Raw genomic sequence first — 22,085 nt, 5'->3', positions numbered from 1 at the left:
AGGTTTGCGTGTATGAAACGAATTTGGATGATGCTTATATCGAGCCTGCTGCTCTGCGGCCTGCTGACCGCCTGCGGCGGGGACTCCACCCCGGCGGAGGATACTCCCCCGGAGGAGGAAGCGCCCAAGGTGGTCTCCGTGGCGGAACGGGGCACCGCCGTCTCCATCATGACCGCCGGCGAGTGGGAGAGCCAATACCCGGATATCTACGCCTCCTATATGGCCAACGCGGAAAACGAAAGCGTCCACGATTACGTGGCGGACTATCCCATGCTGTCCAAGGTCTACGAGGGCATGGCCTTCAACAAATACTACGCCAGCGCCCGGGGCCACCTCTACACCGTGGAGGACGTGACCTCCACCGGGCGGCCCCACGCTCTGGCCAACTGCTTCAGCTGCAAAACGCCCCAGTACAGCGCCATGGTGAACGAGTCCAACGGCGCGGCCTACTCCATCCCCTTTGAGGAGGCCGCAGCGAAGATCACTGAGCCCATTTCCTGCTACAGCTGCCACGCCAACGAGCCGGGGGAGTTCACCATCTCCAACCTCTATCTGGCCGACGCCGTGGGCGAGGACCTGCACAACATCCCGCCGGAGACCCTCTCCTGCGCCCAGTGCCACGTGGAGTACTACTTCGCCGGGGCGGAGAAGGCCACCACCCTGCCCTATTCCAACCTGGCCACAATGGATCCGGACGCCATTCTGGATTTCTATAACCGGACCATTGTGGACGGCCAGCCCTTCTCGGACTACACGAATCCCCGCACCGGCGTCCGCCAGCTCAAGGTCCAGCATCCGGAATTTGAGACCTTCATGGGCGAGGGCAGCCAGCATAAAAACGACTTCACCTGCGCCGACTGCCACATGCCGGAGCTGACCAACGAGGCTGGGGAGACCTATATCAGCCACAAGTGGGTGTCCCCCCTGGAGAGCCAGGAGTTGATCGACAGTACCTGCGCCTCCTGCCACGCCGACCTGAAGGCGGAGGTCCGGGCCATCCAGACGGCCATGGAGCGTCGCACCTACGCCATCGGCTATCTGCTGGAGGGCCTGACGGATACTCTGGCGGAGGCCGTGGAGAGCGGGGCGTACACGGAGGACCAGCTGAACCAGATCCGGGAGCTGGCCCGGAGCGCCCAGTTCTATTGGGACTTCGTCTTCGTGGAGAACAGCGAGGGAGCCCACAACTCCAAGCTGGACACCCGGTGCCTGGACAAGGCGGAGGACTTCGCCAACCAGGCCCTGGCCCTGCTACACTGAGAAATACGCCGCCCCGCCATTGGGGCGGCGTTTCCATGAAGGAGGCCGCGCTTTGAAAAAACTCTGGAATTTCCTGCGCTCCATGCGCTTCGGCATGATCCTGTTGGCCGTCATCGTGGCGGTCAGCCTTGCGGGCTCTCTGGTCCCCCAGGGAAATGAGGCTATGTGGTATGTCCAAAACTTCCCCAACGCCCACCGCTGGATCTTCCTGCTGGGGGCGGATCATCTTTTCTCCACCTGGTACTTCGTGGGGCTCGTGGGGCTTCTGTGCGCCAATCTCCTGCTGTGCAGCGTGGTCCGCATCGGACGGGTGCGGGAGGCGGCAAGCTGTCAGGCGGAGCGGGCGGTGGCCGTCCGTGAGGCGGCTCCCCTGAGTGAGGGACAGCGGAAACGGCTGGAAGACCATCTCCGGGCCGCCCGGTACCGCCCCGGGGAGGCGGAGGGCTGTACCGTCTGGACCAAAAACCGGCTGGGCTTCTACGGCTCCTTCCTGACCCACCTGGGCATTCTGCTGGTGTTCGTAGTGGGCGGTGGGGTGCTGGCCTGCTCCGACGTGCGGGACTACACCGCCTACCCCGGCCAGGACACGGTCCTCCAGGACGGCACGGTACTCCGGGTGGAGGACTTCCGCATTGAGGACGAGACCGGAAAGCTGGATTTCACCAGCCATATCACCGTCACACTGCCGGACGGGACCGTGGACGGCCCGACGGAAATCAGTGTGAACTATCCCCACAGTTTTCGGAACCACAAGTTCTACCAGCAGACCTACGGAACCTGCGGCTCTATCACCGTGGAGGATGAGGCCGGAGGCGTGGACACGTTCACCGTGGACGAGGTCTGCTTTCTCTCCGAGGACGGCGTCAGCGGTATCTGGTACGAGGCCCTCTATCCCGGCTATGTCCGGGACGAGGAGGGGAATTTCACCCTGATCACCAGCACCGCCGGGGCTTACAGCGACCCGGTGTATCAGGTCCTGGTCTGCGGGACGGAGGGACGCACGCCGGTGCTGGCTATGCCTGGGGAGTCGGTGGAGGTGGGCGGACTGACCTTTACCTTCAACGATCCCATCTCCTATCCCGGCATCCGGGTGAAAACCCTGCCCTCCGCCGTCATCGGGGCGCTGTACGGGACGTTTGTTCTGCTGATCTTCGCCCTGTGGCTGACGTTTTTCCATATCCCTGTGGCCATCGTTCTGCGGCCGGAGGGATATGCCATCTGCGGCACAAAAACCACCGGGACCGCCCTGGAGCTGGGGGCAGTACTGGGAGAGCCCTATGCGCCCCAAAGCGGGCCGGAGGAAAACGAGGAGGAACCGACATGCTGAACGCTGTCTTTTTCGCCGCCCTGGCGGCTTATCTCGCGGCGACGCTGCTGCAATTTGCCGCCGCAGCCTTCAAAAAGAAGACTATGGAACAGGGGGCCTGGGTCCTCTGCCTCCTGGCCTTCGGGTTGAACAGCGCCTATCTCATCGCCCGGGGCGTCATTGCCGGGCGGCTGCCGCTGTCCAACCAGTTCGAATTCTCCACGGCCTTCGCCTGGGGGATCGCCCTGATGTACATCGTTCTGCGCCTGCGGATGAAGGCGGAGTGGATGGGCGTCATTGCCCTGCCCTGTATGTTCCTGGTGCTGTCCTACGCAGCCCTCCAGCCCAAGGAAATCTCAGAGCTGATGCCCGCCCTGCGGAGCGCCTGGTTCGGCCTGCACATTGGCTCCGCCGTGTTCTCCTACGCGGCCTTCGCCATCGCGGGCTGTGTGGGCGTCATGTATCTGCTCCGGGAGAAAAAGGGTGAGGAGGCCGGAAAGCTGCTGCAGATGGATTACCTCTCCTACCGGCTCATTGCCTTCGGCTTTCTGATGCTGACGGTGGTGATTCTCTCTGGCTGTGTCTGGGCGGAACAGGCGTGGTCCTCCTTCTGGTCCTGGGACCCCAAGGAGACTTGGGCGTTAATCACCTGGATCTTCTACGCCATTTACCTCCACCAGCGTCTGCGGAAAAACTGGCAGGGCAGGCGCACGGCTTGGTACGCTATTATCGCGGTGGGCTTCGTGATCTTCACCTTCATCGGCGTGAACACTCTGCTCTCGGGACTGCACTCCTATGGCTGATCCGATGACGCGGCGTCGCGTGGAGGCCAAGCGCGAAAGAGAAAAGGCGGTTGTTTCCCAGATGATTGCCCTTTACTGTCGGAGACAGCACCGCACAAAGGGCGGACTGTGTTCGGAGTGCGCAGGACTGGATGCCTACGCCCGTCTGCGCAGCGATCTCTGTCCTTTTATGGAAACCAAGACCTTCTGCTCCAACTGCCGGACTCACTGCTACCGCTCCGATATGCGGGAGCGGATCCGGACGGTCATGCGGTTTTCAGGCCCCCGAATGATCCTTTATCATCCGGTCATGGCGCTGCGCCATATGGCGGCGGCTCTGGCGGAGAAACGGCAGATGAAGGAGTCCGCCAGTTCCTGCAGCCAAAAACGGTGAGCGGGCGTTTGGTCTGCTCACCTCTTTTTGTATAACGAAAACCACTTGCTGGCTGAGTAGTTCAAAAGAAGCCTAATGGCGATCATGCAGACAGAAAGACTCCCTTTGCTTTAGAATAGAGGTGCGGTCTGGTAGATGCACTCAATAAAGCAAACGGAGGTCATCTGATGGTTTTCTATCTGGGATGGTGATTTATGGGAGAATGGCATAAATCTGTTCCTCATCGCAAAGAGAAGAATCCGCCTCCTGAGATGGAGGCTCCTTCTGCCGTCCGGGAATCCCGGCCCCTGTCGATGGGTTTTGGCAGTGTTTATGGCAGGTAAAATGGCAGTATCCGCGCCGATGACAAGCGGATTGTATCGTGTTATAATGATAGCGTCCTCCCTTCGGCAGATGCAGCGGCTTTAAGCCGGAAGTCTGACTGAATGGAGTGAATCTGATGAAATTTTGTCCCTATTGCGGCGCTTCCTTGATGGGAGGCGCCGTATCCTTTTGCACGGAATGCGGCAGGCCCCTGCCTGGGCCCGGACAGCCGGAACCTGAAAAAAGAGCCGTCCGCCCGCCTGCGAGCCGAAAAAAGAGGATTGCGCCAACGCCGCCTGCGCCGCCGGAACCGGACCCGATGGACGTGCATTACGACGGCTATTACGATGACGTGCCGCCCATCGACGCGGACCGGGTGGGGGAACGGATCGACCCGGCCCTGATCAAACGCATTGCCCTGGTGGTCCTGGGAGCCGTTGGGCTGATCTGCCTGTCTGCGGCTTTGCTGATGCTGTTGTAAAAAAGCGCGGCCATCCGTGTAATATCCATGAAATTGAAAATGAGGTGAACATGATGATGTATTTGTCCAAAGGCATGATCGTACCGCCGGACGCAAATCCTGTCTTCCGCGTTTGCAGGTGGGGGAAAATCCATGCTCTGGGCCCCGAAGCGGCGGAGCTTTGGCGGCGGGGCTGTACTGGTCCGGCGGCGGCTTCCGAGGAAGAGCTGACGGCGGTGCGGAGACTGGCGGATGCCGGATTGCTGTCCGCAACGGAGGAAACGGGCCGTCTTGCCGCCTTCCGCCTGCTGAATGACTGCGTGCTGTGTCCCTCCGGCAAGCGTCCCCGCCTCCTCTGGGGCCGGGAGCGCCGGATCTGGACCTGGCTGACCCGGACGGGCCTGCGGCTGACTTCCAGCGAGCTGATCCGCCTGGAGGAGCGGAGAATCACCCCGGTCCCGGAGCTGCTGGGCGAGAGCGGGCGGCAGGCGCTGACAGAGGAGATCTACACCAACGCCAACATCTTCGACGGCGTTCTGGAAACGGAGATGGAGCATTCCCCTGCCCGTGACGCCACGACAGCCGCTGTTTTAAGGCTGGTCCGGAAGCGCTGCCTGCTGCTGATTTAGGGATGGCCGGTATGAACAAAACACAAATCCCCCTTCCCTTGCAGCAGCGGATTCTGCTGCAAAGCGGGCTTGCGCTGCTGGCCGCAATCGCGGGCTTGGGCGTCTCCTGGGCGTGCGGGGATCTCCGCAGCGGCGCACCGTTTATGATTGCCGCCATTCTTCTGGCCTGTGGCGCCGCCCATCTGTACCGAATTGCGCTGAAAAGGCATTATATCGTCCTGCGCGGCACCGTTCTGTATGTGGAACGGACCTTCTGGCAGCGCCGTCCGAAAGCTCTGCTGCTGGAGGCGGAAGGCTGTGCGCTGCGGGTCTGCCTGTGGAACCGGCTCCGCAGACTGTCTGAAGGCAGTGTGGTAGACCTCTACATTTCAGATACCACGCCGCTGTACATCTGGGGCGGGGTCCGGCGGATCAGTTCTTATCTGGCAATCGTGTCCGTATAAAACGGAAGGTTTTGCGGGAGCATCAGAAATCATTTGCTTTTCTTCCGGCAGTCGTATATACTATAAGCAGGGAAATCCCTACTTTCCATACTCCCGGAGGTGAATAAGATGTCTGTAAAAACTTTTGTCGATAACGCAAAGGTCATGGCAAAGGGCCAGGTGACGATCCCGAAAGACGTACGCGAAGTGCTTGGCGTGGCAAGCGGGGACCGTGTTTCTTTTATTGTGGAGGGCAATGTTGTCCGTGTTGTCAATTCAGCAGTATATGCCATGCAGCTGCTTCAGAGTGAAATGGAAGGTGAAGCAGAGCGTGCGGGCCTTACCTCTGATGATGACGTTATGGCGCTTGTGAAGGAGCTGAGGAGCGAGGACGAAACTGTATGAGGGTTCTGATTGATACGAATGTCCTCATATCTGCGGCGCTGAACGCAAACGGCGTACCGTTTCAGGCTTATGTGAAAGCTGCTTCCTGGTGCAAAATCATTAACTAAGTTTTACATCCCATAAAATTAGGTTTGCTTTTTGGGGGCTGCTGGGGTATACTGTTTGTAAGGAAAGTAAGGATTTCCGCCGTCAGCGAAGGGGACTATGTTTTATGGAGCTTGCAAAAGTCACATCGAAGGGACAGATCACGATCCCCATTGACATCCGAAAGAAACTTGGTGTGAAGGAGGGAGATAAGATCCTGTTCATTGAGGAGGCGGGACGGGTCATTATGATGAACTCCTCCATGGACGCGCTGCGGAAAGCACAGGCCGCATTTGCCGGAGAGGCAGAGCGGCTGGGCCTGAAGGACGAAGAGGACGTCGCCGCCCTGGTCGCGGAGCTTCGCCAGGAGCGGATGGAGGTTTGAGACGCGGATCATGCTGGACACCAATGTTCTTCTATCGGCGCTCCTTTTCCCCGGGGAGCGGATGAACCGTATGATGCGCTGTATCTTTGAAGAACACAGACTGGTTCTTTCCTCCTTTGTCGTAGAGGAATTGGGGTATGTGGTCCGGCGGAGTTTATGCGCCAATACGGCATTGTTTAAGAATGTATTGCAAAAGTCAGGACGCTGCCGGCACAGCATCCTGGCTTTTGCGATTTTGCTCCAGCGGAAAATTTTCTCACAAAAGGACATCGCTCCCGCGCAATTCCCGGTTTTGAAACGGGGAAAAGTACAGGAGCAGCCGGCGCGGTACGTGAATGGCATCCCTTGAATAACCGGAACGGACTGAAATTGCATATTGACGCTTTGCGGCGTTTGTGCTATCATTCATTCATATAGTTACCGTGTTTTCGCAAGGGAAACAGAGTATCCGTGTTACAAAGTGTCAGATGGCGCACTGCGCCGTTTGGCACTTTTTTTATTTCCGGTTTCTGCCCGGCTTACGGGTTGAAATATAAATCTGACAGCAGGGACAGACCTGCGGAAAGGAGACGAGCGATGTTAAAGCTCATTGTCACAGACGCCGGGATCTCCAAAGGCTACGGAGAAAATCCCACCCTTCGGTTCTCCGGCGGGGAAGGCGCCGCCAGCGTCCGGTTCCGGATTGGAAAGCGGGTCTATGACAGCCGCTGTGAGGGCAGCAACCGCTGGATCAATCTCAACGTCAAGGCTTTCGGGGAGGTCTGCGAGCGCATCCGGAAGATGAAGCTCAAGGAAGGCTCCTTTGTCAACATCTCTGGCCGTTATGACGAGGAAAGCTGGACGGACAAGAACTCCGGCGAACTGCGGACCACGCCCGTGCTGATTGTGGATGAGATCGAGTATTGCTACAGCGGCAGCGGCAAGAAAGGCGGGCAGACCGGGGATATCCCCACGGAGACGCCCACCGAGCAGAGTGAGCGGCAGCAGTATGATTCCGGCCGAACCAGCCAGGAGAAGCCAGAGACGCCGCCTCCCATGCCGGACAACTTTACCGGCTTTGAGAGCTTCGGCGGAGACAGCAATCCCTTTTTCTGAGCCTGTCCGGAACGCAGGCGCAAACCAATATGAATGCGAAGAAGCGCACATGAGAAACGGCATGATCTGCCCTCATGTGCGCTTTTTTTGCGTCTAAGGGAGGGATCAAATGAAAAATCGACTCTTTATAGCGGCGGAGGACGCAGTAAACCGGCGGAAGCTGGATGTGACGCTGCGCCAGTTCACCGCGGACCGTCTGACGGGCGAACAGCGGCAGCTGATCGAAACGGCTGTCGGTTACCAGCGGCAGTGCTGCATCTCTGTCTGCCCGACGGTCCAGAAGTTCCGGCAGGTCATGGCCTTGCAGGAAACGGACCCGAAGCGGACATCCATGCAGATGCTGTTCGGCAGTCCGGATTCCATTCCGGGAGAACCCGCTGCGGCCCTGATCTATCGCCGCAGGTTCCCGGAAACCTCAAACACCGTGTATCTGTACATCCCGTAGAAGGAGGAATCTCAAATGAACCCCGAGAAAAAGTATGGCATCCTGCACGAATTTCTGGTCATCCTCCTGGTGATCGTCCTGGCCAAGCAGGGCACCCGGCTCTGGCCCATCTCGCTGGCCCTGCTGCTGACGCTTCTGGTCCATGGCGTACGGAAGCTGATTCTCCGGAGAAAGCGCCGCATGGCCGTCTCTGCGGAACCTTCACAGCCGCAGCCGGAGCCGGCACGTCCGCTTGTCCCGGCAGCGGAACAGGACCTGATTGCAGCCGCGTTCGGACTCCTGCAGCGCCGGATCACGGAGGCCGTCGCCGCCGTCTATCCAGGCGCCAGATGGATCTGGGAGCGGCCCGGGGCACGGGAGCGCTTTGCCGCCGGGGAAACGCTGGTCATTCAGCTGAACTGCGCCGGCGGCTATCAGAGCGCCATGGTGCAGGTGTGCAATCTGCAATTCTATGGCCTGTCCTATCTGCCCGCAGCGGCTGATCCGGAGGAGGAGGAAGACACAGAAGAACCGCCGGAGGAGGATGGGCCTGAATCCATCGAGTACGGCCTGCTGGCTTTCGAGTGGGCAGAAGCAAACCTTCAACGCCTGAACGGACTGGCCGAGGACGCCAGAGAGCAGTCTCAGATTGGATTCCGCATCCCCGCCGAAGAGCTTCCCCGCCGAAGAGCTTCCCCACGGGGACAGCTGGCCCGCGCTGTGCAAGGTACTTATGCGCAGCGGCTTCGACCATGCGGAGCCGGTGGCGGATGGGATTCTCATTACATTCAAGCCGGATGAAAAGGAGTAAGACAGCATGAGCGCAAAATTTTTCGTATTCAACCGGACCCTGCCGCCGCCCTTTGACACGGTGGGCAAAAAGGTAAAGGTGTCCTCGCAGTACGGTTCCGGCACAGAAGCCACCCTGAGTTCCACAGTGGTCAAGGCGGTCCTCGCTTACTGCCGCTGCCGGGACGGTTCCGGTACCGGCGCGGTGGGGCGCTGTGGAGCGAAGTGCGTGGCGGAGTACAAGTCGTCCTCCGGAGCCAGCAGCTATCACCTGGCCGTCTATGACCCGTCCAGCGGCGCGGTGCAGGCCAGCCGCTATGACAGTAGCACGGAGCTGATGGAGACGTATACCGCCCGCAGCAGCGCGCAGGACGGTGCGGCCATTCTCACCGCCATGCTCCCGGCCCTCATGGGGGACAAGGAGTTTTCGGATGCCCTGGCCTCTTTTGAGGTGGAGTATCAGGGCGGCTTTACGGACATGAAGGCGGCGACGGAGTATCTGGCGATCCTGTGCGACAATGCGTACCGCCGGGTCAAGGACGATACCTGCCCCGCCCACCTGAAGCTGAACATCGACGATTCCGGCAACGTGGTCCGGATCTCCCAGAGCCATCTGGATTCCGGAGCTTTCGCGCCGGATAACGTGCTGGCAGGCGAGTTCACCATCCTGACCCATACCGGCCCGGCCGCGGTCCTTACGCCTGTGGAGGCAATTCCCCACAGCGACTTTGTGGGCAAATACGCCCTGATGCCTTCCCGGGTCCTGACCGCTGTGGAACAGGCTATGGTGCCCGTTCTGGAGCCCTGGTACGTCCTGCCGGAGGAGGTTGTCAGTATTTGCAGGCACGCTCAGAAATCCACGGGAAAGGCGCTGCCCATGCGGAACTTCCTCCTGCGCGGTCCTGCCGGAACGGGTAAGACCGAGGGCGCCAGAGCGATTGCCGCCGGACTGGGCCTGCCCTATATGAAGTATACCTGCTCCGCCAACACGGAGATCTTCGACTTCATCGGGCAGATTTTCCCGGACACCAGCGGACCCTCCACCGGAGACGCGGATCTGGACCGGGAACGCGCCGAGCTGAAGGCCATGGGCGGCGTCAGCTATGCCAACGTGAAGAAGCTCATGGGCCTGCCGGACCTGGACGACATGGATTATGACCCCGCTGGGGTATACCAGGCGCTCACAGGGACGGAAAAGGCGGATGCCTCCTCCCAGGACTGCATGTCGGTGGTGCTGGAGCGCGTCACGGCGAAAATCCAGTAGCTCTGCGCCGTGAAGCCGGAGACGGCCAGTGCGGGCCAGAGCTATACCTATGTGGAAACGGATTTCATCCGCGCCCTGAAGTACGGCTACCTGGTGGAGATCCAGGAACCAACGACCATTATGCAGCCCGGCGTGCTGGTGGGCCTGAACTCCCTGCTGGAGCAGAAGGGCGATATCACCCTGCCTACCGGCGAGGTCATCCGCCGCCACCCTGACACGGTGGTGGTCATCACGACCAATATCAGCTATGAGGGCTGCCGGGGGATGAACCAGTCCGTTCTGGACCGCATGGATCTGGCCCAGGACGTGGAGCTGCCCGCCCCGGAGGTCATGGCCCAGCGTGCTATGAGCATCACCGGCTGTGAGGACAGCTATATGGTCAGCCAGATGGTGCAGGTGGTCAATGATCTGGCCGTTTTCTGCCGCCAGAATGGCATCGCGGATGGAAGCTGCGGAATGCGGAGTCTGATCAGCTGGATTATGAGCACGGAAGTCACCGGCGATCCCTACGCCTCCGCCCTGTGTACCGTCATCAGCAAGGCCACCTCGGACGAGGAGGACCGGAACGCGCTGATTACCTCCGTGCTGGAGCCGGTTTTTGCGCCGAAGCGGAAGAAGGCGGTATGACGCCAGATGAAACCTGATTTCAGAAGGGAGGCCCGAAACTCTTGGCCAGAGTGGATCACAAGAAAATCAAGCAGTTGATTGCCCAGAAGAAAAAGACGGTCACGGACCGCCAGCTCTTTACCTCCAGGGCCATGGCCGCGCATTTCGAGGACATGGCCGCGGCCCATACCCGGCGCTATGGCTATCGCCGCCGGGTGAAGGTAAAGCTGGTATCTGCGGCAGGAATTTGCCGAGACGCATGGTTACCTCTGGCAGACCGTCTTCAATGGCCGGAGCGGAGGATACCTGGTTTTGTATCAGGGCGGATGCCGGCCCAGTGCGCACCGATCCTACTGCACGAGCTGCGGACAGCGGAATTTCACTTCTACTTCTGAAACCGGGACCAGATGCGGCCGCTGCGGTGCTTACGCACGGATTGACTTCAAGCGGCCGCCTTTGGAGGTCTTCGCCTATCCCATGCGCGGCGTTGACAGCGGTGAGGATTTCGAGGACTGGTCTTTGTGGGATCTCCAGCAGCGCACGGCTCTGGTGCAGGAATTTGACCAGCTTGCCGACGCTATTGTGACCGCCGGAATTGAGATGGCGGAGCGCTTTGAGGTGCGGGAAGAAATTTTTTTCAAACCTGTGCGCAAAAAGTGCTTCACGTGACGGGGTAAGAAGTATGAAGAGTCGATTTACACGCCTCCTCTATCCCAAAACACTGGAGGAGGCCCAAAACGGAAGCTATACCATCGCCCTGTTCCGGCCCCAGGAAACGGTGCTGGACGGGCAGGGACAGAAAATCACTTCCTTCAAAGCGGTTGGCTACTACCTGCCGCTGTCCGAGCAGGTGACGGTGGATATGACCGGCCACTGGCGGAAGGATGCCAAGTACGGGCTTCAGTTTGAGATGGAGTCCTACGAGGAGGTGGTGGAGTCCGGGAAAAAGGGCCTGGTGGCCTACCTTTCCTCCGGCCTGATCCGGGGGATTGGTCCCAAACTGGCCGGGCGCATTTATGACGCCTTCGGTGACGACGCCCTGCGCATTCTGGACCAGGACCCGGAGCGGATTCGGGAGGTCCCGGGAGTCGGGAAGAAAAAGTGCGCCCAGTTCGCCGCGGCCTACGCCCAGACAAGAGGCGCCCGCAGGATTATCACCCTCCTGGCGCCGCTGGATGTAAGCGCCGGCCAGGCTGTCCGATTGTGGAAGGAGCTGGGTCTTGACGCGGAGAGCATCCTGCGCCGCCAGCCCTACAGCGTATTCGAGGACGGCTTTATTTCCTTTGAGCTGGCGGAGAAGCTGGCCCAGCGGGAGGGCATTGCGCCTACGACCCCGGAACGTGTCAGCGCCGCGCTGCTGCATGTACTGCGGCAGGCGGAGCAAAAGGGGCATCTGTGCATTCACAAGGAGCTCTTCATCCGGGAAACAGTAAGCCTGCTGTCCAACCCGGCGCTGAACCGTATGACCGTGGCAAATCAGGCCTTTGAAATGCTGAAGACGAACCGGCTGGCGCTCTACCAGGACCATGTTTACCGCCCTGTTTTCGCGGACGCGGAACGAGGCACAGCGGCATATATCCGGGACATGCTGTCCGGTCCCCAGCTCCCCTATATGGGTGATCTGGACGATGAGCTGGACCGTCAGGAGGAACTTCTGGGCCTGACCCTGGCAGAGGAACAGCGCAGCGCGGTCAAGGCCGCCCTGACCAATCCTCTTGCTATCATCACAGGAGGCCCCGGTACCGGCAAGACTCTGATCCAGCGGGTGCTGCTGAACATCTACACCAAGGCGTTCCCGGAAGCAAAGGTGGTCTGCTGCGCCCCTACAGGCCGTGCGGCCCGGCGGATGGAGCAGAGTACCGGCTTTCCGGCATCCACCATACACAAGGCCCTGGGCCTGATGAACAGCGACTTCAAGGACCTGACACCGCCGGAAATCCTGAACGCGGATCTGGTGCTGGTGGATGAAGTCAGTATGCTGGACATGATGCTGGCCTGGTACCTGTTCCGGGCGCTGCCCATCGGCTGCCGCCTGATCCTGATCGGAGACGCCGACCAGCTTCCCTCGGTGGGACCCGGCGCGGTGCTCAGCGAGCTTCTGGCCAGCGGTATGGTTCCCCAGGCCCGCCTGGACAAGGTGTTCCGGCAAAATGAGGGGAGCCGCATCGCGGAAAACGCCAAAGCCATCTGGCATGGGCAGACGGTTCTGGATTACGGGAGCGATTTCCAGTTCTGGAGCTCCCCGGATATCCAGCAGTCCGCAGATTGCCTGGAGCGGCTTTACATCCAGGAGGTGCGGCAGTACGGCATTGACAACGTGGTCCTGCTGACGCCCTTCCGGAAGAAGACCGACACAGGCGTTCAGGCGCTGAATCAGCGTTTGCAGGCCCGTCTCAATCCGCCGGGGCCCGAGAAACCGGAATGGATTCTGGGTAAGCGGGTGTTCCGGCTGGGCGATAAGGTCATGCAGATCCGGAACCGGGATGAGGCCAGCAACGGCGACATCGGCTATATCCGGAAAATCCTGCGTGAGGATGACAGCTGGATGGTTGAGGTGGACTTCGGTGACGGGCGGACGGTCTGTTACTGTGACGCCGACTCCATGAGCCAGCTGGACCTGGCCTATGCCCAGACCATCCATAAATCCCAGGGCAGCGAGTATGCCTCCGTGCTGATCAGCATTCAGCAGGCCCATGGACGGATGCTCAGGCGGGCTTTGATTTACACTGCCGTCACGCGGGCCAAGCGCCATGTTTTGATCGTTGGCGATCCCGCCGCGATGGAAACGGCGATCCGGACTACAGATACAGAAAAGCGGGAGACCAGGCTGGCCCGCCGCCTGATGGAAACAAAACCAGATCAGAAAGGAAGGAATCCGTAATGGCAACCGTATTGTCGAACTACCAGTCGCTGCGCGGCCAGGTGGAGGAGCGTATGCGCACCGTTGACATCACGTCGGAGATGCTGTGGTGGTATGGGGAGCTGATCTACCGGATCGGCGTCCTGGAAACCCTCCAGGCGTACAACAACGCCGCGCCCCCGGTGATGGACCTGGCTCCCTTGCAGGGGCACTACCGGATGCTGGACGCCTACATCCAGAGCCTGACCCTGGACCGCCGGTACGGTCCTGACCGCGGGCCGGACACCCAGAAGGAGCGGGAGGCCGCCAGCCAGTCCCTGGACCGGGTGGTGCAGGACTACCGCAAGCGCTTCTCCAGCTTCAAGCCCACCACCACCGAGTCCTACTGGTCGGAGGTCAGCCGGGTCATCCGCACGGTGCTCCCCGCCTGGCTCCAGGTCCGGGACTCCTTTGTGCCGCTGAAAACCGTGAAGAGAAAGGAGACGCCGTCTTGAGCACGAAAAAGACCGATCCGGAGCAGCAGACTGCTTCGGCAAAGCTGGCTGCGCTGGAGGCCATCAGCAGGATCAACGCCGTGGAGGGGCTTTGACCCCGCGCCGCTGGCGGTCCAGTATGACGACCTGAACAGCGGGGAGTCCCGCAAGAAGCTCCCGGTTATGGTCCAGATGGCCTGGTTCCGGCTGAAGTACCCGGAGGGCCGGGTGGCAATCTCGGTTTCGCCGGGCAAGGACTGTTTTGTGGCCACGGCCCGGGTCTACCACCACTTTTCCGATCCGCCGGAGCAGTTCCTGGCAGAGGCGACCGCCTCCAGGGGCTGTCTCCAGGATAAGCCCAGCGTGTCCCCCAGGGAGTGGGCCCAGACCGCCGCTGTGGGCATTGCACTGCGGAACGCCGGATTTGGGCTCCAGTTTGGCGCTGCCGGAGATGTCTATGACGGTCCGGCTGTGAATGAGCTGGCCGAAATCTCCTGGGGCGATACGGCCTCGCCTATGCCGCCTATCGTGGAGGGTCCGGTCCCTGCCGCTCTGCCGCCTGAACCTGCGGAAACGCCGCTGGAGCGGGCGCTGAAGCTGCCCTGTCCCATCAGCAAGCACAAGGGCAAGACGCTGGGAGACGTTCTGCGGGAGGACCCGAAGGCCCTTGTCTGGGTGGCAAATAAGTTCAAAGGCGATGAAAAGATTTCCGCCGGGGCCAGACTCATTTGCGAGCAGGCCATGGAGGAAAGCGCCTGAATTCTAATCAGGGGGGCGGCGTCATGCCGTCCCCCGGAAAGGGGCGGTTCATGCAGCTGCGTTATCAAATGAACGACATCCTTCCACTCCTGCCGGTTCCTCAGCCGCCCTGCGGCAAAACGGCATACAACATTCCCTGTCCTATCTGCGACGCGCCTGGTTCCCGCGGCCGGCATCTGAACATCAATCTGAAAAAGAACGTGTTCTGCTGCCCCAAGTGCGGGGAGTTCTCCGGCGGCGTCTTCGACCTGTACGCCTATTATGAGGGCGTTCCCCGGAACGATGTTCTCAGACTGCTGCGCGCCAGGCTTGGAGGCTCAGACCACGCAGACGGCGGAGGACAGCAAAAACGCAGAAAAGCCCCTCCGCGCCCGCCGGAAATCCCACAGGCCGCCTTAGCGGACATTGAGAGACGGCACCGCGTATACAGCAGCCTTCTGGAGTGTTTGCCTCTGGCAGATGACCACTGGGAAAATCTTCGGGGACGTGGGCTTTCAGATGACGCGATCCGGCATTTTCAGTATCGGACCGCGCCGACTGCAAATCTTCAGAGTTTGGCGCAGAATCTGATACAGACAGGCTGTGATTTGTACGGCGTGCCCGGTTTCTACCGGGATGCCCAGGGCTGTTGGACCCTTGCCAGCTACCGGCGCGGGATCATGATCCCATGCCGGGACCGCAGGGGCAGAATCCAGAGCCTTCATATCCGCCTGGATGAAAAGATGAAGAAGGGCGGAAAATTCCTGACCTTCTCCAGCACAGATAAGCCGGATGGCGTCAGGGCGGAGAACTGGTGCCACATTGTGGGTCCTGTTCAGCCGGAGATTCTGCTGATTGAGGGCTACATGAAGGCCGACATTGTGCATCACTTCACCGGACGGACCGTGCTGGCCATTCCCGGCGTGACTTCTACGCAGCCGCTGATCGCCACGCTGAAAGAGCTGTCCGGACTTGGCGTCAGGCGGGTGATGACCTGCTTTGATATGGACTACATGAAAAACTGGCACGTTGAGAACGCTTACAGGAAGCTGCTCCAACTGCTGAGCGGCCTGGATATCACCTTTGGGACCTATCTCTGGGACCCGGCTTACAACGGTCTGGACGACTATATCTGGGAATCTTGCATGAAAAGAGGTGAGAGGAATGCCAATTCATTGGAAGCGCCTTGACCTGCGGAGCAAAACTACCATGCCGCAGCCTAACACCCTGACGGCCCTTTATTTGCAGCCTGTGAACACCCGCCAGGCCTTCTACAGCACCGAGCGGTATGAGATCGGCCGCTTCAAGACGGAAGACGGCAAGCGCAAGCTCTGGTGGCACAGCTCCAGGGGCGTCAGCGATCCTGTGAGGATGCGGAAGCACTATGACATCTGGTGGTGCCCGGTTTGGGAGTTTGACGGCTTCTGATGGCCGCGTTTTGTAAAAAGAATGTGCATTCGGTTGTAAATGCGTACATTCCGCCGTGTAATGCGGTATCAAATTCTTGTTGGGAGGAATCAATCATGCTCTTTTCCATTGACCACGGGAACTCGGCTGTCAAAACGCCGAATTTCGTCTTCACTTCCGGCCTTGCCGATTACCCGGTCCGCCCCCCGGTGGACACCGACATCCTGGAGTTCGGCGGCAAGTTCTGGACCCTCTCCGGCCAGCGGATCGCCTATATGCGGGACAAGACCAAGGACGACCGCTTCTTCATCCTCACGCTGTTTGCCATGGTCAAGGAGCTTCAGCGCACCGGGGCGGTTCCCTCCGTGGTGGAAGCGGATCTGGCTGTTGGCCTGCCGCCGGAGCACTATGTGCTGCGTCAGCGCTTTGCCTCCTATTTTAAGAGGGACAGCGTCCGATTTGATTTCAACGGAACGCCGGTGACGCTGGTGATCCGGCAGGTGCTGGTCTATCCCCAGGCTTACGCGGCTGTGGTGCCCCAGGCCCACGCTTTGCGGGAAAGTCCCCGGACCTTCATCATTGACATCGGGGGCTTTACCACCGACGTGCTGCTTCTGCGGGCTACCAAGCCGGATATGCAGGTCTGCCGGAGTCTGGAGATGGGCGTCATTCCCATGTCCAACGACATCATTGGCCGGGTAAGCGCCCTGCATGATATTAAGATCGAGGACGATCACATTGTGGATGTCATTCTGGGACGGCCCACCGTACTGCCTGACGATGTGAAGGAAACCATCTTCACCACCGTCCGCAGCTACGCCGCCGGTATCCTGGACAAGCTCCGGGAGCTCCAGGTGGACCTCCGGGCCACGCCTGCCATCTTTACCGGAGGCGGCGCGATGCTGTTCAAGTCCTTCCTGGAGGAGTCCCCGCTTGTGGTAAAGGCCGGGTTCGTTCAGGACTCCAGGGCCAACGCCATTGGCTACAATCTGCTTGCCTCCGCCCAGCTGGACCGTGCTTTCCCCCAGAACGGAGGGGATGCCGGTGTTCGCGGATAACAAGTTCCGCTTCTCCCTTCAATGGGGAAATGACACCGCGGAGAAGATTCAAGCCGGCGAGCTGCTGGAGCGGCTGGGCAACAAAAAAAGTGAATTCGTTGTGCTGGCCGTTGCGGAGTATCTGGAGAACCATCCGGATCTTGCACAGGCCGGCGGAAAGATCCACATTGAGGTCCGGCCCGCGCAGACCCGGGAACAGCTTCGGGCGATGGTAGAGGAAATGGCAAAGGCAGCCCTGGACTCTTTCATGGCCGGAATGCGGCTTGTTCCGGCAGATGCACCGGAAACACAGGAAGGCCCTACAAAGGAAGACCTGGCGGATATGCTGGCGAACCTGGATGCCTTCCAATAGACGAAGAAAGTCTTGCCGGGAGGCAGGGCTTTTTTCATCTGAAAATTATTTTCAAGTTTTTGCCATGAATCTGCGCATTTTCGGCGTCCTGCGGCGGGGTATGAATCGGAAGGCATCCAATGTACCTTGAAAAACAGGACGGCGACGTTCTCATATTGCCAACGGATACGTTTGATATGCGGTCCCGAGGAGGGAAAGCCCTGTGGATGGAGCTGGCCATGATCCCGAAGAAGGAAGGAGGTATGGGAGAGCGGCACATTGCACAGAAGCAGGCTGTGGCGGTCTGCGGCCATGACCCGCATATCTCATCATGATACGCCACCCTGGCTATGGTCCGAGCGGTAGCCAACCCGCCGCAGGCCGTAGGGGGCGCCTGAAAGCCGAAGGGGGTAAGTCCCGTGGAGCGGCCCTGCCAGCCGCCGTCCGTTGGCTTTTTAGCGTAATTTCTTATCAAAAGGAGTATACTATGGACATTTTTTCTCTCATTGAAGAAAATGCGGCAAATGAGCTGGTCCAGAAAGCGTCCGAACTGCCTATGCAGCCGACGATTATGGATATTGCGAATTTTATGGGCATCAGCCGCTCGTCCGCGTACAAGCTGGTGCATTCGGAAGGCTTTCCTGCCATGCGTCTCCAGGGGCTCCGCAGACTGATTATCTCCAAGAAGCTCTTCCTGGACTGGTTTGTGAAGCGGATGCAGGAGAGCGGTGGGGCGCTTGATCTTGCCTCTCAGACAAAGCTGGAAAATGCTGAGTGCTAAACGCGGCAGATATTGCCCAATTCAGAAAAAGGTGATATAATGAATGTGTGTAAAGGCGGAGTTGTTGCTTAATGAGAAGAGAGGTGACAACTTTCGTGCCAGAAAAGAAATTTGGTTCCATTCGCCGGAAGCGCGAAAACTGCTGGGAAGGGAGGTATTCTGTCAACGGCATAAAACATAGCTTCACCCGTTCCACGCAAGAGGATTGCCAGAAGGAGCTTGACCGGATTGCAAAGGCATTGAAGTCTGATAAAGCCGATGTGGGAAAGGGCCCGACCTTGCTTGCGTATTTGAATGAGTGGCTGGTGGAGTACGGTGAGCCTACGCTTCGCCATTCTACCTACGTCACTTACGATGGGTATTTCAACAAGCATATCGCAGCCCATCCGATTGCCCGCCAGCCTGTTGGTTCGGTAAGCGGAAAGATGCTTCAGAACTTTTTTACGGAAAAGGGCAAGAGCGGCCGTTTGGATGGCGATGAGGGCGGACTTTCGCCCAAGACGCTCCGGAATATGCGCAATGCCCTTAACATCGCGCTCAAGCAGGCGGTTTTTAACGGCGTTATTGCGGCAAATCCGGTACAGGGTGTCCGGCTTCCCAAAGACAAGAAGAAAACTATGAGGGTCCTCTCCCGTGCGGAACAGAGCAGTCTGGAGAAGGCGGTCAACGCGTCGCACGAGATGTGCGTTCAGGGTATTATTGTGGCCTTATATACAGGACTCCGGATTGGCGAGCTTCTTGCTTTGAAGTGGAGTGATATCGACCTTGATGCGACACCGGCTACGCTTCATGTGCAGGCCACGCTTGCGAGACAGGCCACGCCGAAGGAATACGACCGGGATTACGAGATTATCCGGCATAAGGAAGGACAGGCTACAGCTATTACGGTTGGCGACACGAAAACCAGCAATTCCAACCGCAAGCTGTATCTGCCGCAGAAAGCGCGGACGGCTCTGCTCAAGCTGAAGCAGTGGAGGGACATGATGCAGGATACATTCGGGAATGCCTGGGGGCGGGAAGACTTCGTGATTACCACTCTGAAAGGCGGCCCCATGGAACCCAGGACGTATTCGGACAAACTGGATGTGATCGTCCGGGCAATCGGCATCCCTCACGTCAATTTCCACGCGCTCAGACATACCTATGCTACCAGAGCGGTGGAGAACGGGATGGACATTGCTTCGCTGTCCCGTAATCTGGGTCATGCCAAAATTTCAACGACGCTGAATATGTACGTTGACCTGTTGGACGAACAGCAGCGCGAGTCCGTCAAGATCTTTGACTTGGATAAGAGCTTGAAGCCTGCGGCTGATGAAGACTCGCCTATTGATGTGATGCCGGAGGGAAGCTCGAAGAGAGCCGATTTCCCGCTTGAGACAGGGGAATGAAAAGACGCCCCGCCGTTGTCCTGCGAAACCACCAGCCCGAAGAGGTGGCTGGAACGTGGGACAGCGGTGGGACAGGGCTTTCTGACAGGCGGGACAGCAAAAAGAGAATCCCTAGAACCATTGCGGTTCTAGGGATTTGTGGTTGCGGAGACAGGACTTGAACCTGCGACCTCCGGGTTATGAGCTGTGCTTCAAAGTACGGTTTGAACATTTCCCTTTCTTTCCGGAAATCTTTTATCCGAAGTCCAATGCTTTCCCGCTCTCTTTCCTCCGTTGTCTTCACTGCCTTTTTCCTGTTCTGGGTCAGGTTATGGGTCAGGCGGAGGACAGGAGTGCGGACAAAGGCCTCACGGATTGCACCAGCGTCTGCAAAGAAAAACTCGCTGGGAAATCTGATCTTTAGTGCACCCAACTTGTGCCCATGATCCCATGGGCTTTAGCTGTATGTGTTATTGCCCAGGCACCGACTTTTCCGGTGCTTCACTTCCTGCGCACTTCCGCACTATAGAAGTCCTTATTTCATATGACTGCAAAACTCCTCAAAGGAATCTGTTTTCAGCAGCTCCATGGTTCGCTCAGGGGAACTGAACAACTCAATGACCAGATCAAACGCCGCCTTAAAATGCTTCATGTCCTGCTCGGAGATGCCAACCAGCAGAATGAAATGGATCATCCGTCCGCTCCATGAAAGGGGCGTGTCATTGTGAACAACACAGATAAAAGAACGCTCCGCGTAACAGCTGATGGCATGAGGCACCGCCAGCACGTCAGTAAACACCGTGCTGGAGAGGGACTCCCGCCGCAGAACATCCTCGATGAACTCTCCTGTCACATAACCGTTCTCCAGACAGCGCCCGCCTAAAAACCGGATATACTCCTCCGCGCTCTTTTCTTCAATGTTGCGGAAATACAGTTCTTTGTGGAACATCTGCCGCAAAAAGTCCCGTGTCTGGGCATGCTCCCGCTCCGTGTCAATATCGTCCAGTTCTTCCCGGAGGTGGGCAAGGTTCTGTTTGGTCAGGATGGGATTGACTTGTACCGTACGGAGTGCGGAGTCCGGCAACGGCAACGTGGTGATCACAAGGTCACATTCCGGGGGCCGCCTGAGATAGCGGTTCATGTCCAGCACCTCCGTCACCAGAATCCGGTCGGAGAAGGTGGTGCTGAGTTCGTCCACAAGCCGCTTGGAAATCGTGTGGTAAGACTCCACGATCACCGCACAGGAGATATAGCTCTGATTCTGCTTGTTGCTCTTCAGAAACGAACCAAAGTGAAACGCAATAAACGCGATTTCGTCTTCGTTAAATTCTACATGGAACCTCTGGGCGAACAAATGGGCAAAGAATACCGCCATGTCGTAAACAGGCGCGTAATCTCGTTTGAACTGTGCACCAATGGGATTGGGGTAGCTGATGCGGAAGGCGCACCTTCGCTGAGCGTAATACATATGGAGGGAAAACTGCTGGACAAATTCATTGTTGAATTCCGGTGTGCAATAGCGAAGGGATACCCGGTCCAGCAATTTAACGACATCATCAATAAAATCCTGACTGACAAGCGCCTGAATATCTGTCAGATCGTGCTCTGCGGACAGGGCAATCAGGGCCAGAATCTGCTGGTAGTCCCGCTCAGGAATGCGGATGCCATAATCCCGGGCAAATGTTTCCGCGATCCGGTTTGCAAGATCGACAATTTGATCCCGGTTTTGGAGATTCGCCAGCAGCTCCAGGGCCGGTGCCGCCTTCTCCTCCAGATCGTCCTTGGAGCCCAGCCGGATGAGGATGACCAGCAGATGAATCAGCAGATTGTTCATGGCGAAATCGTTTAAATAGAGCTTCGCCTCCTGACAGAGCCCGTAGAGCTTTTGCATGATTCCCGGAATGTCCTGATTGGGGAACAGCTGCTCCAGGGCATCCCGGGTGTTGAAGAAACCGTAGGAGTTGTTGTTGGCGATGTTTCCAATCAGGCGGCGTTTGTTCAGCTCGCTTCCGCGCAGGAAGAACTGGTATTTCTGCGATTCGACCCGGAGACTGTACTCCCGGACCAGGGACTTGATCTGCGGGATAATGGTATTGGTGATGGTACTGGCGCTGACATACAGCTCGTCCGCCTCGTCGAAGGCATTGATACCCACCTTGCTGGTCAGCAGGTCGGACAGCACCCGCCACACCCGGGCCTCGTTCTCCGTGGGTGTCTCGGTCAAATTGTAGTTGCTGTCCTTCAGACGGTATCCGTCTCGGGAGGAGAGGATCACCGCCTGCCCGTCCTCGTTGATTTCCCTGACATAATTGCGCACAGTCCGTTCGCTGATGCCCAGCATATTGGCCAGCATTGACGTGCGGCACCCCTCCTCCGACCTGGAGAGGATGCGGAGAAGCGCGTTTTTTTTATCGGCTTTCATGGCCAACTCCCCTCATCCTATGGCATCGGATTTTGCCAAT

Annotated in this window: 28 protein-coding genes; 27 read left to right on the top strand and 1 reads right to left on the bottom strand. The window is 58.6% G+C overall.

Annotated features, from left to right (window positions below):
- Positions 1 to 12 precede the first annotated feature (12 nt).
- The 27 genes from QZ329_RS05255 to QZ329_RS05125 all read left to right on the top strand — a co-directional run bounded on the left by QZ329_RS05255 (position 13) and on the right by QZ329_RS05125 (position 19,644).
- On the top strand, positions 13 to 1,260 hold the full coding sequence (locus QZ329_RS05255; protein WP_295749175.1) for an ammonia-forming cytochrome c nitrite reductase subunit c552: 1,248 nt from the start codon (positions 13 to 15) through the stop codon (positions 1,258 to 1,260).
- 52 nt (positions 1,261 to 1,312) lie between these two features.
- The gene (locus tag QZ329_RS05250; protein WP_295749172.1) at positions 1,313 to 2,587 is read left to right on the top strand and encodes a cytochrome c biogenesis protein ResB; all 1,275 of its coding nucleotides are present in this window, start codon (positions 1,313 to 1,315) and stop codon (positions 2,585 to 2,587) included.
- Positions 2,581 to 3,369, top strand: a complete 789-nt coding sequence (ccsA, locus tag QZ329_RS05245; RefSeq protein ID WP_295749169.1) for a cytochrome c biogenesis protein CcsA — start codon at positions 2,581 to 2,583, stop codon at positions 3,367 to 3,369. The genes QZ329_RS05250 and ccsA overlap by 7 nt, the downstream gene beginning before the upstream one ends.
- Positions 3,362 to 3,742, top strand: a complete 381-nt coding sequence (locus tag QZ329_RS05240) for a nitrous oxide-stimulated promoter family protein (RefSeq protein ID WP_295749166.1) — start codon at positions 3,362 to 3,364, stop codon at positions 3,740 to 3,742. The genes ccsA and QZ329_RS05240 overlap by 8 nt, the downstream gene beginning before the upstream one ends.
- A gap of 622 nt (positions 3,743 to 4,364) precedes the next feature.
- On the top strand, positions 4,365 to 4,526 hold the full coding sequence (locus tag QZ329_RS05235) for a hypothetical protein (RefSeq protein ID WP_295749163.1): 162 nt from the start codon (positions 4,365 to 4,367) through the stop codon (positions 4,524 to 4,526).
- Between the two features lie 50 nt (positions 4,527 to 4,576).
- Complete coding sequence (locus tag QZ329_RS05230; protein WP_295749161.1) at positions 4,577 to 5,134, top strand: hypothetical protein; 558 nt, start codon at positions 4,577 to 4,579, stop codon at positions 5,132 to 5,134.
- A gap of 11 nt (positions 5,135 to 5,145) precedes the next feature.
- On the top strand, positions 5,146 to 5,577 hold the full coding sequence (locus QZ329_RS05225; protein WP_295749158.1) for a hypothetical protein: 432 nt from the start codon (positions 5,146 to 5,148) through the stop codon (positions 5,575 to 5,577).
- A gap of 108 nt (positions 5,578 to 5,685) precedes the next feature.
- The gene (locus tag QZ329_RS05220) at positions 5,686 to 5,961 is read left to right on the top strand and encodes an AbrB/MazE/SpoVT family DNA-binding domain-containing protein (RefSeq protein ID WP_295749155.1); all 276 of its coding nucleotides are present in this window, start codon (positions 5,686 to 5,688) and stop codon (positions 5,959 to 5,961) included.
- Between the two features lie 211 nt (positions 5,962 to 6,172).
- The gene (locus QZ329_RS05215; protein ID WP_295749152.1) at positions 6,173 to 6,430 is read left to right on the top strand and encodes an AbrB/MazE/SpoVT family DNA-binding domain-containing protein; all 258 of its coding nucleotides are present in this window, start codon (positions 6,173 to 6,175) and stop codon (positions 6,428 to 6,430) included.
- A gap of 10 nt (positions 6,431 to 6,440) precedes the next feature.
- Positions 6,441 to 6,779, top strand: coding sequence for a hypothetical protein (locus tag QZ329_RS05210; RefSeq protein ID WP_295749149.1), 339 nt, complete (start codon positions 6,441 to 6,443; stop codon positions 6,777 to 6,779).
- Between the two features lie 227 nt (positions 6,780 to 7,006).
- Positions 7,007 to 7,525 carry a single-stranded DNA-binding protein gene (locus QZ329_RS05205; protein WP_295749146.1) on the top strand — a complete coding sequence of 173 codons (519 nt, stop codon included), beginning with the start codon at positions 7,007 to 7,009 and terminating at the stop codon, positions 7,523 to 7,525.
- A 109-nt stretch (positions 7,526 to 7,634) separates the two neighbouring features.
- Positions 7,635 to 7,970, top strand: a complete 336-nt coding sequence (locus tag QZ329_RS05200; protein ID WP_295749143.1) for a hypothetical protein — start codon at positions 7,635 to 7,637, stop codon at positions 7,968 to 7,970.
- Between the two features lie 15 nt (positions 7,971 to 7,985).
- Positions 7,986 to 8,750: a hypothetical protein gene (locus QZ329_RS05195; RefSeq protein ID WP_295749140.1), complete on the top strand. Its 765-nt coding sequence runs from the start codon at positions 7,986 to 7,988 to the stop codon at positions 8,748 to 8,750.
- Positions 8,751 to 8,766: 16 nt separating this feature from the next.
- On the top strand, positions 8,767 to 10,002 hold the full coding sequence (locus QZ329_RS05190; protein ID WP_295749138.1) for a hypothetical protein: 1,236 nt from the start codon (positions 8,767 to 8,769) through the stop codon (positions 10,000 to 10,002).
- 9 nt (positions 10,003 to 10,011) lie between these two features.
- A complete protein-coding gene (locus tag QZ329_RS05185; RefSeq protein WP_295749135.1) occupies positions 10,012 to 10,629 on the top strand; it encodes a hypothetical protein in 618 nt (205 codons plus the stop codon).
- 41 nt (positions 10,630 to 10,670) lie between these two features.
- Entirely contained in the window at positions 10,671 to 11,003 is a 333-nt protein-coding gene (locus QZ329_RS05180) for a hypothetical protein (protein ID WP_295749132.1), read from the top strand.
- Between the two features lie 82 nt (positions 11,004 to 11,085).
- The gene (locus tag QZ329_RS05175; protein WP_295749129.1) at positions 11,086 to 11,277 is read left to right on the top strand and encodes a hypothetical protein; all 192 of its coding nucleotides are present in this window, start codon (positions 11,086 to 11,088) and stop codon (positions 11,275 to 11,277) included.
- A gap of 13 nt (positions 11,278 to 11,290) precedes the next feature.
- Positions 11,291 to 13,489, top strand: a complete 2,199-nt coding sequence (locus tag QZ329_RS05170) for an ATP-dependent RecD-like DNA helicase (RefSeq protein ID WP_295749125.1) — start codon at positions 11,291 to 11,293, stop codon at positions 13,487 to 13,489.
- Positions 13,489 to 13,962 carry a hypothetical protein gene (locus tag QZ329_RS05165; RefSeq protein WP_295749122.1) on the top strand — a complete coding sequence of 158 codons (474 nt, stop codon included), beginning with the start codon at positions 13,489 to 13,491 and terminating at the stop codon, positions 13,960 to 13,962. The genes QZ329_RS05170 and QZ329_RS05165 overlap by 1 nt, the downstream gene beginning before the upstream one ends.
- A gap of 162 nt (positions 13,963 to 14,124) precedes the next feature.
- Positions 14,125 to 14,700, top strand: a complete 576-nt coding sequence (locus QZ329_RS05160) for a hypothetical protein (protein WP_295749119.1) — start codon at positions 14,125 to 14,127, stop codon at positions 14,698 to 14,700.
- A gap of 23 nt (positions 14,701 to 14,723) precedes the next feature.
- A complete protein-coding gene (locus tag QZ329_RS05155) occupies positions 14,724 to 15,869 on the top strand; it encodes a DUF3854 domain-containing protein (protein WP_295749117.1) in 1,146 nt (381 codons plus the stop codon).
- 19 nt (positions 15,870 to 15,888) lie between these two features.
- Positions 15,889 to 16,107 (top strand): hypothetical protein, encoded by a 219-nt coding sequence (locus QZ329_RS05150; protein ID WP_295749114.1) that lies wholly within the window; start codon positions 15,889 to 15,891, stop codon positions 16,105 to 16,107.
- Between the two features lie 95 nt (positions 16,108 to 16,202).
- Complete coding sequence (locus QZ329_RS05145; protein ID WP_295749111.1) at positions 16,203 to 17,144, top strand: ParM/StbA family protein; 942 nt, start codon at positions 16,203 to 16,205, stop codon at positions 17,142 to 17,144.
- Positions 17,131 to 17,496: a hypothetical protein gene (locus QZ329_RS05140; RefSeq protein ID WP_295749108.1), complete on the top strand. Its 366-nt coding sequence runs from the start codon at positions 17,131 to 17,133 to the stop codon at positions 17,494 to 17,496. Before QZ329_RS05145 ends, QZ329_RS05140 begins: the two co-directional genes overlap by 14 nt.
- 119 nt (positions 17,497 to 17,615) lie before the next feature.
- Entirely contained in the window at positions 17,616 to 17,810 is a 195-nt protein-coding gene (locus QZ329_RS05135) for a hypothetical protein (RefSeq protein WP_295749105.1), read from the top strand.
- Positions 17,811 to 17,962: 152 nt separating this feature from the next.
- Positions 17,963 to 18,256, top strand: a complete 294-nt coding sequence (locus QZ329_RS05130) for a helix-turn-helix domain-containing protein (protein ID WP_295749102.1) — start codon at positions 17,963 to 17,965, stop codon at positions 18,254 to 18,256.
- Between the two features lie 71 nt (positions 18,257 to 18,327).
- Positions 18,328 to 19,644: a site-specific integrase gene (locus tag QZ329_RS05125; RefSeq protein WP_295749099.1), complete on the top strand. Its 1,317-nt coding sequence runs from the start codon at positions 18,328 to 18,330 to the stop codon at positions 19,642 to 19,644.
- 514 nt (positions 19,645 to 20,158) lie between these two features.
- On the opposite strand, the gene QZ329_RS05120 is transcribed toward QZ329_RS05125, so the two are convergent.
- Positions 20,159 to 22,045: a PTS sugar transporter subunit IIA gene (locus QZ329_RS05120; RefSeq protein WP_295749096.1), complete on the bottom strand. Its 1,887-nt coding sequence runs from the start codon at positions 22,043 to 22,045 to the stop codon at positions 20,159 to 20,161.
- Positions 22,046 to 22,085 lie beyond the last annotated feature (40 nt).

The organism is uncultured Oscillibacter sp. (assembly GCF_910579365.1).
Lineage (GTDB): Bacteria > Bacillota > Clostridia > Oscillospirales > Oscillospiraceae > Oscillibacter.
This window is presented reverse-complemented; position numbering and strand designations above follow the sequence as displayed.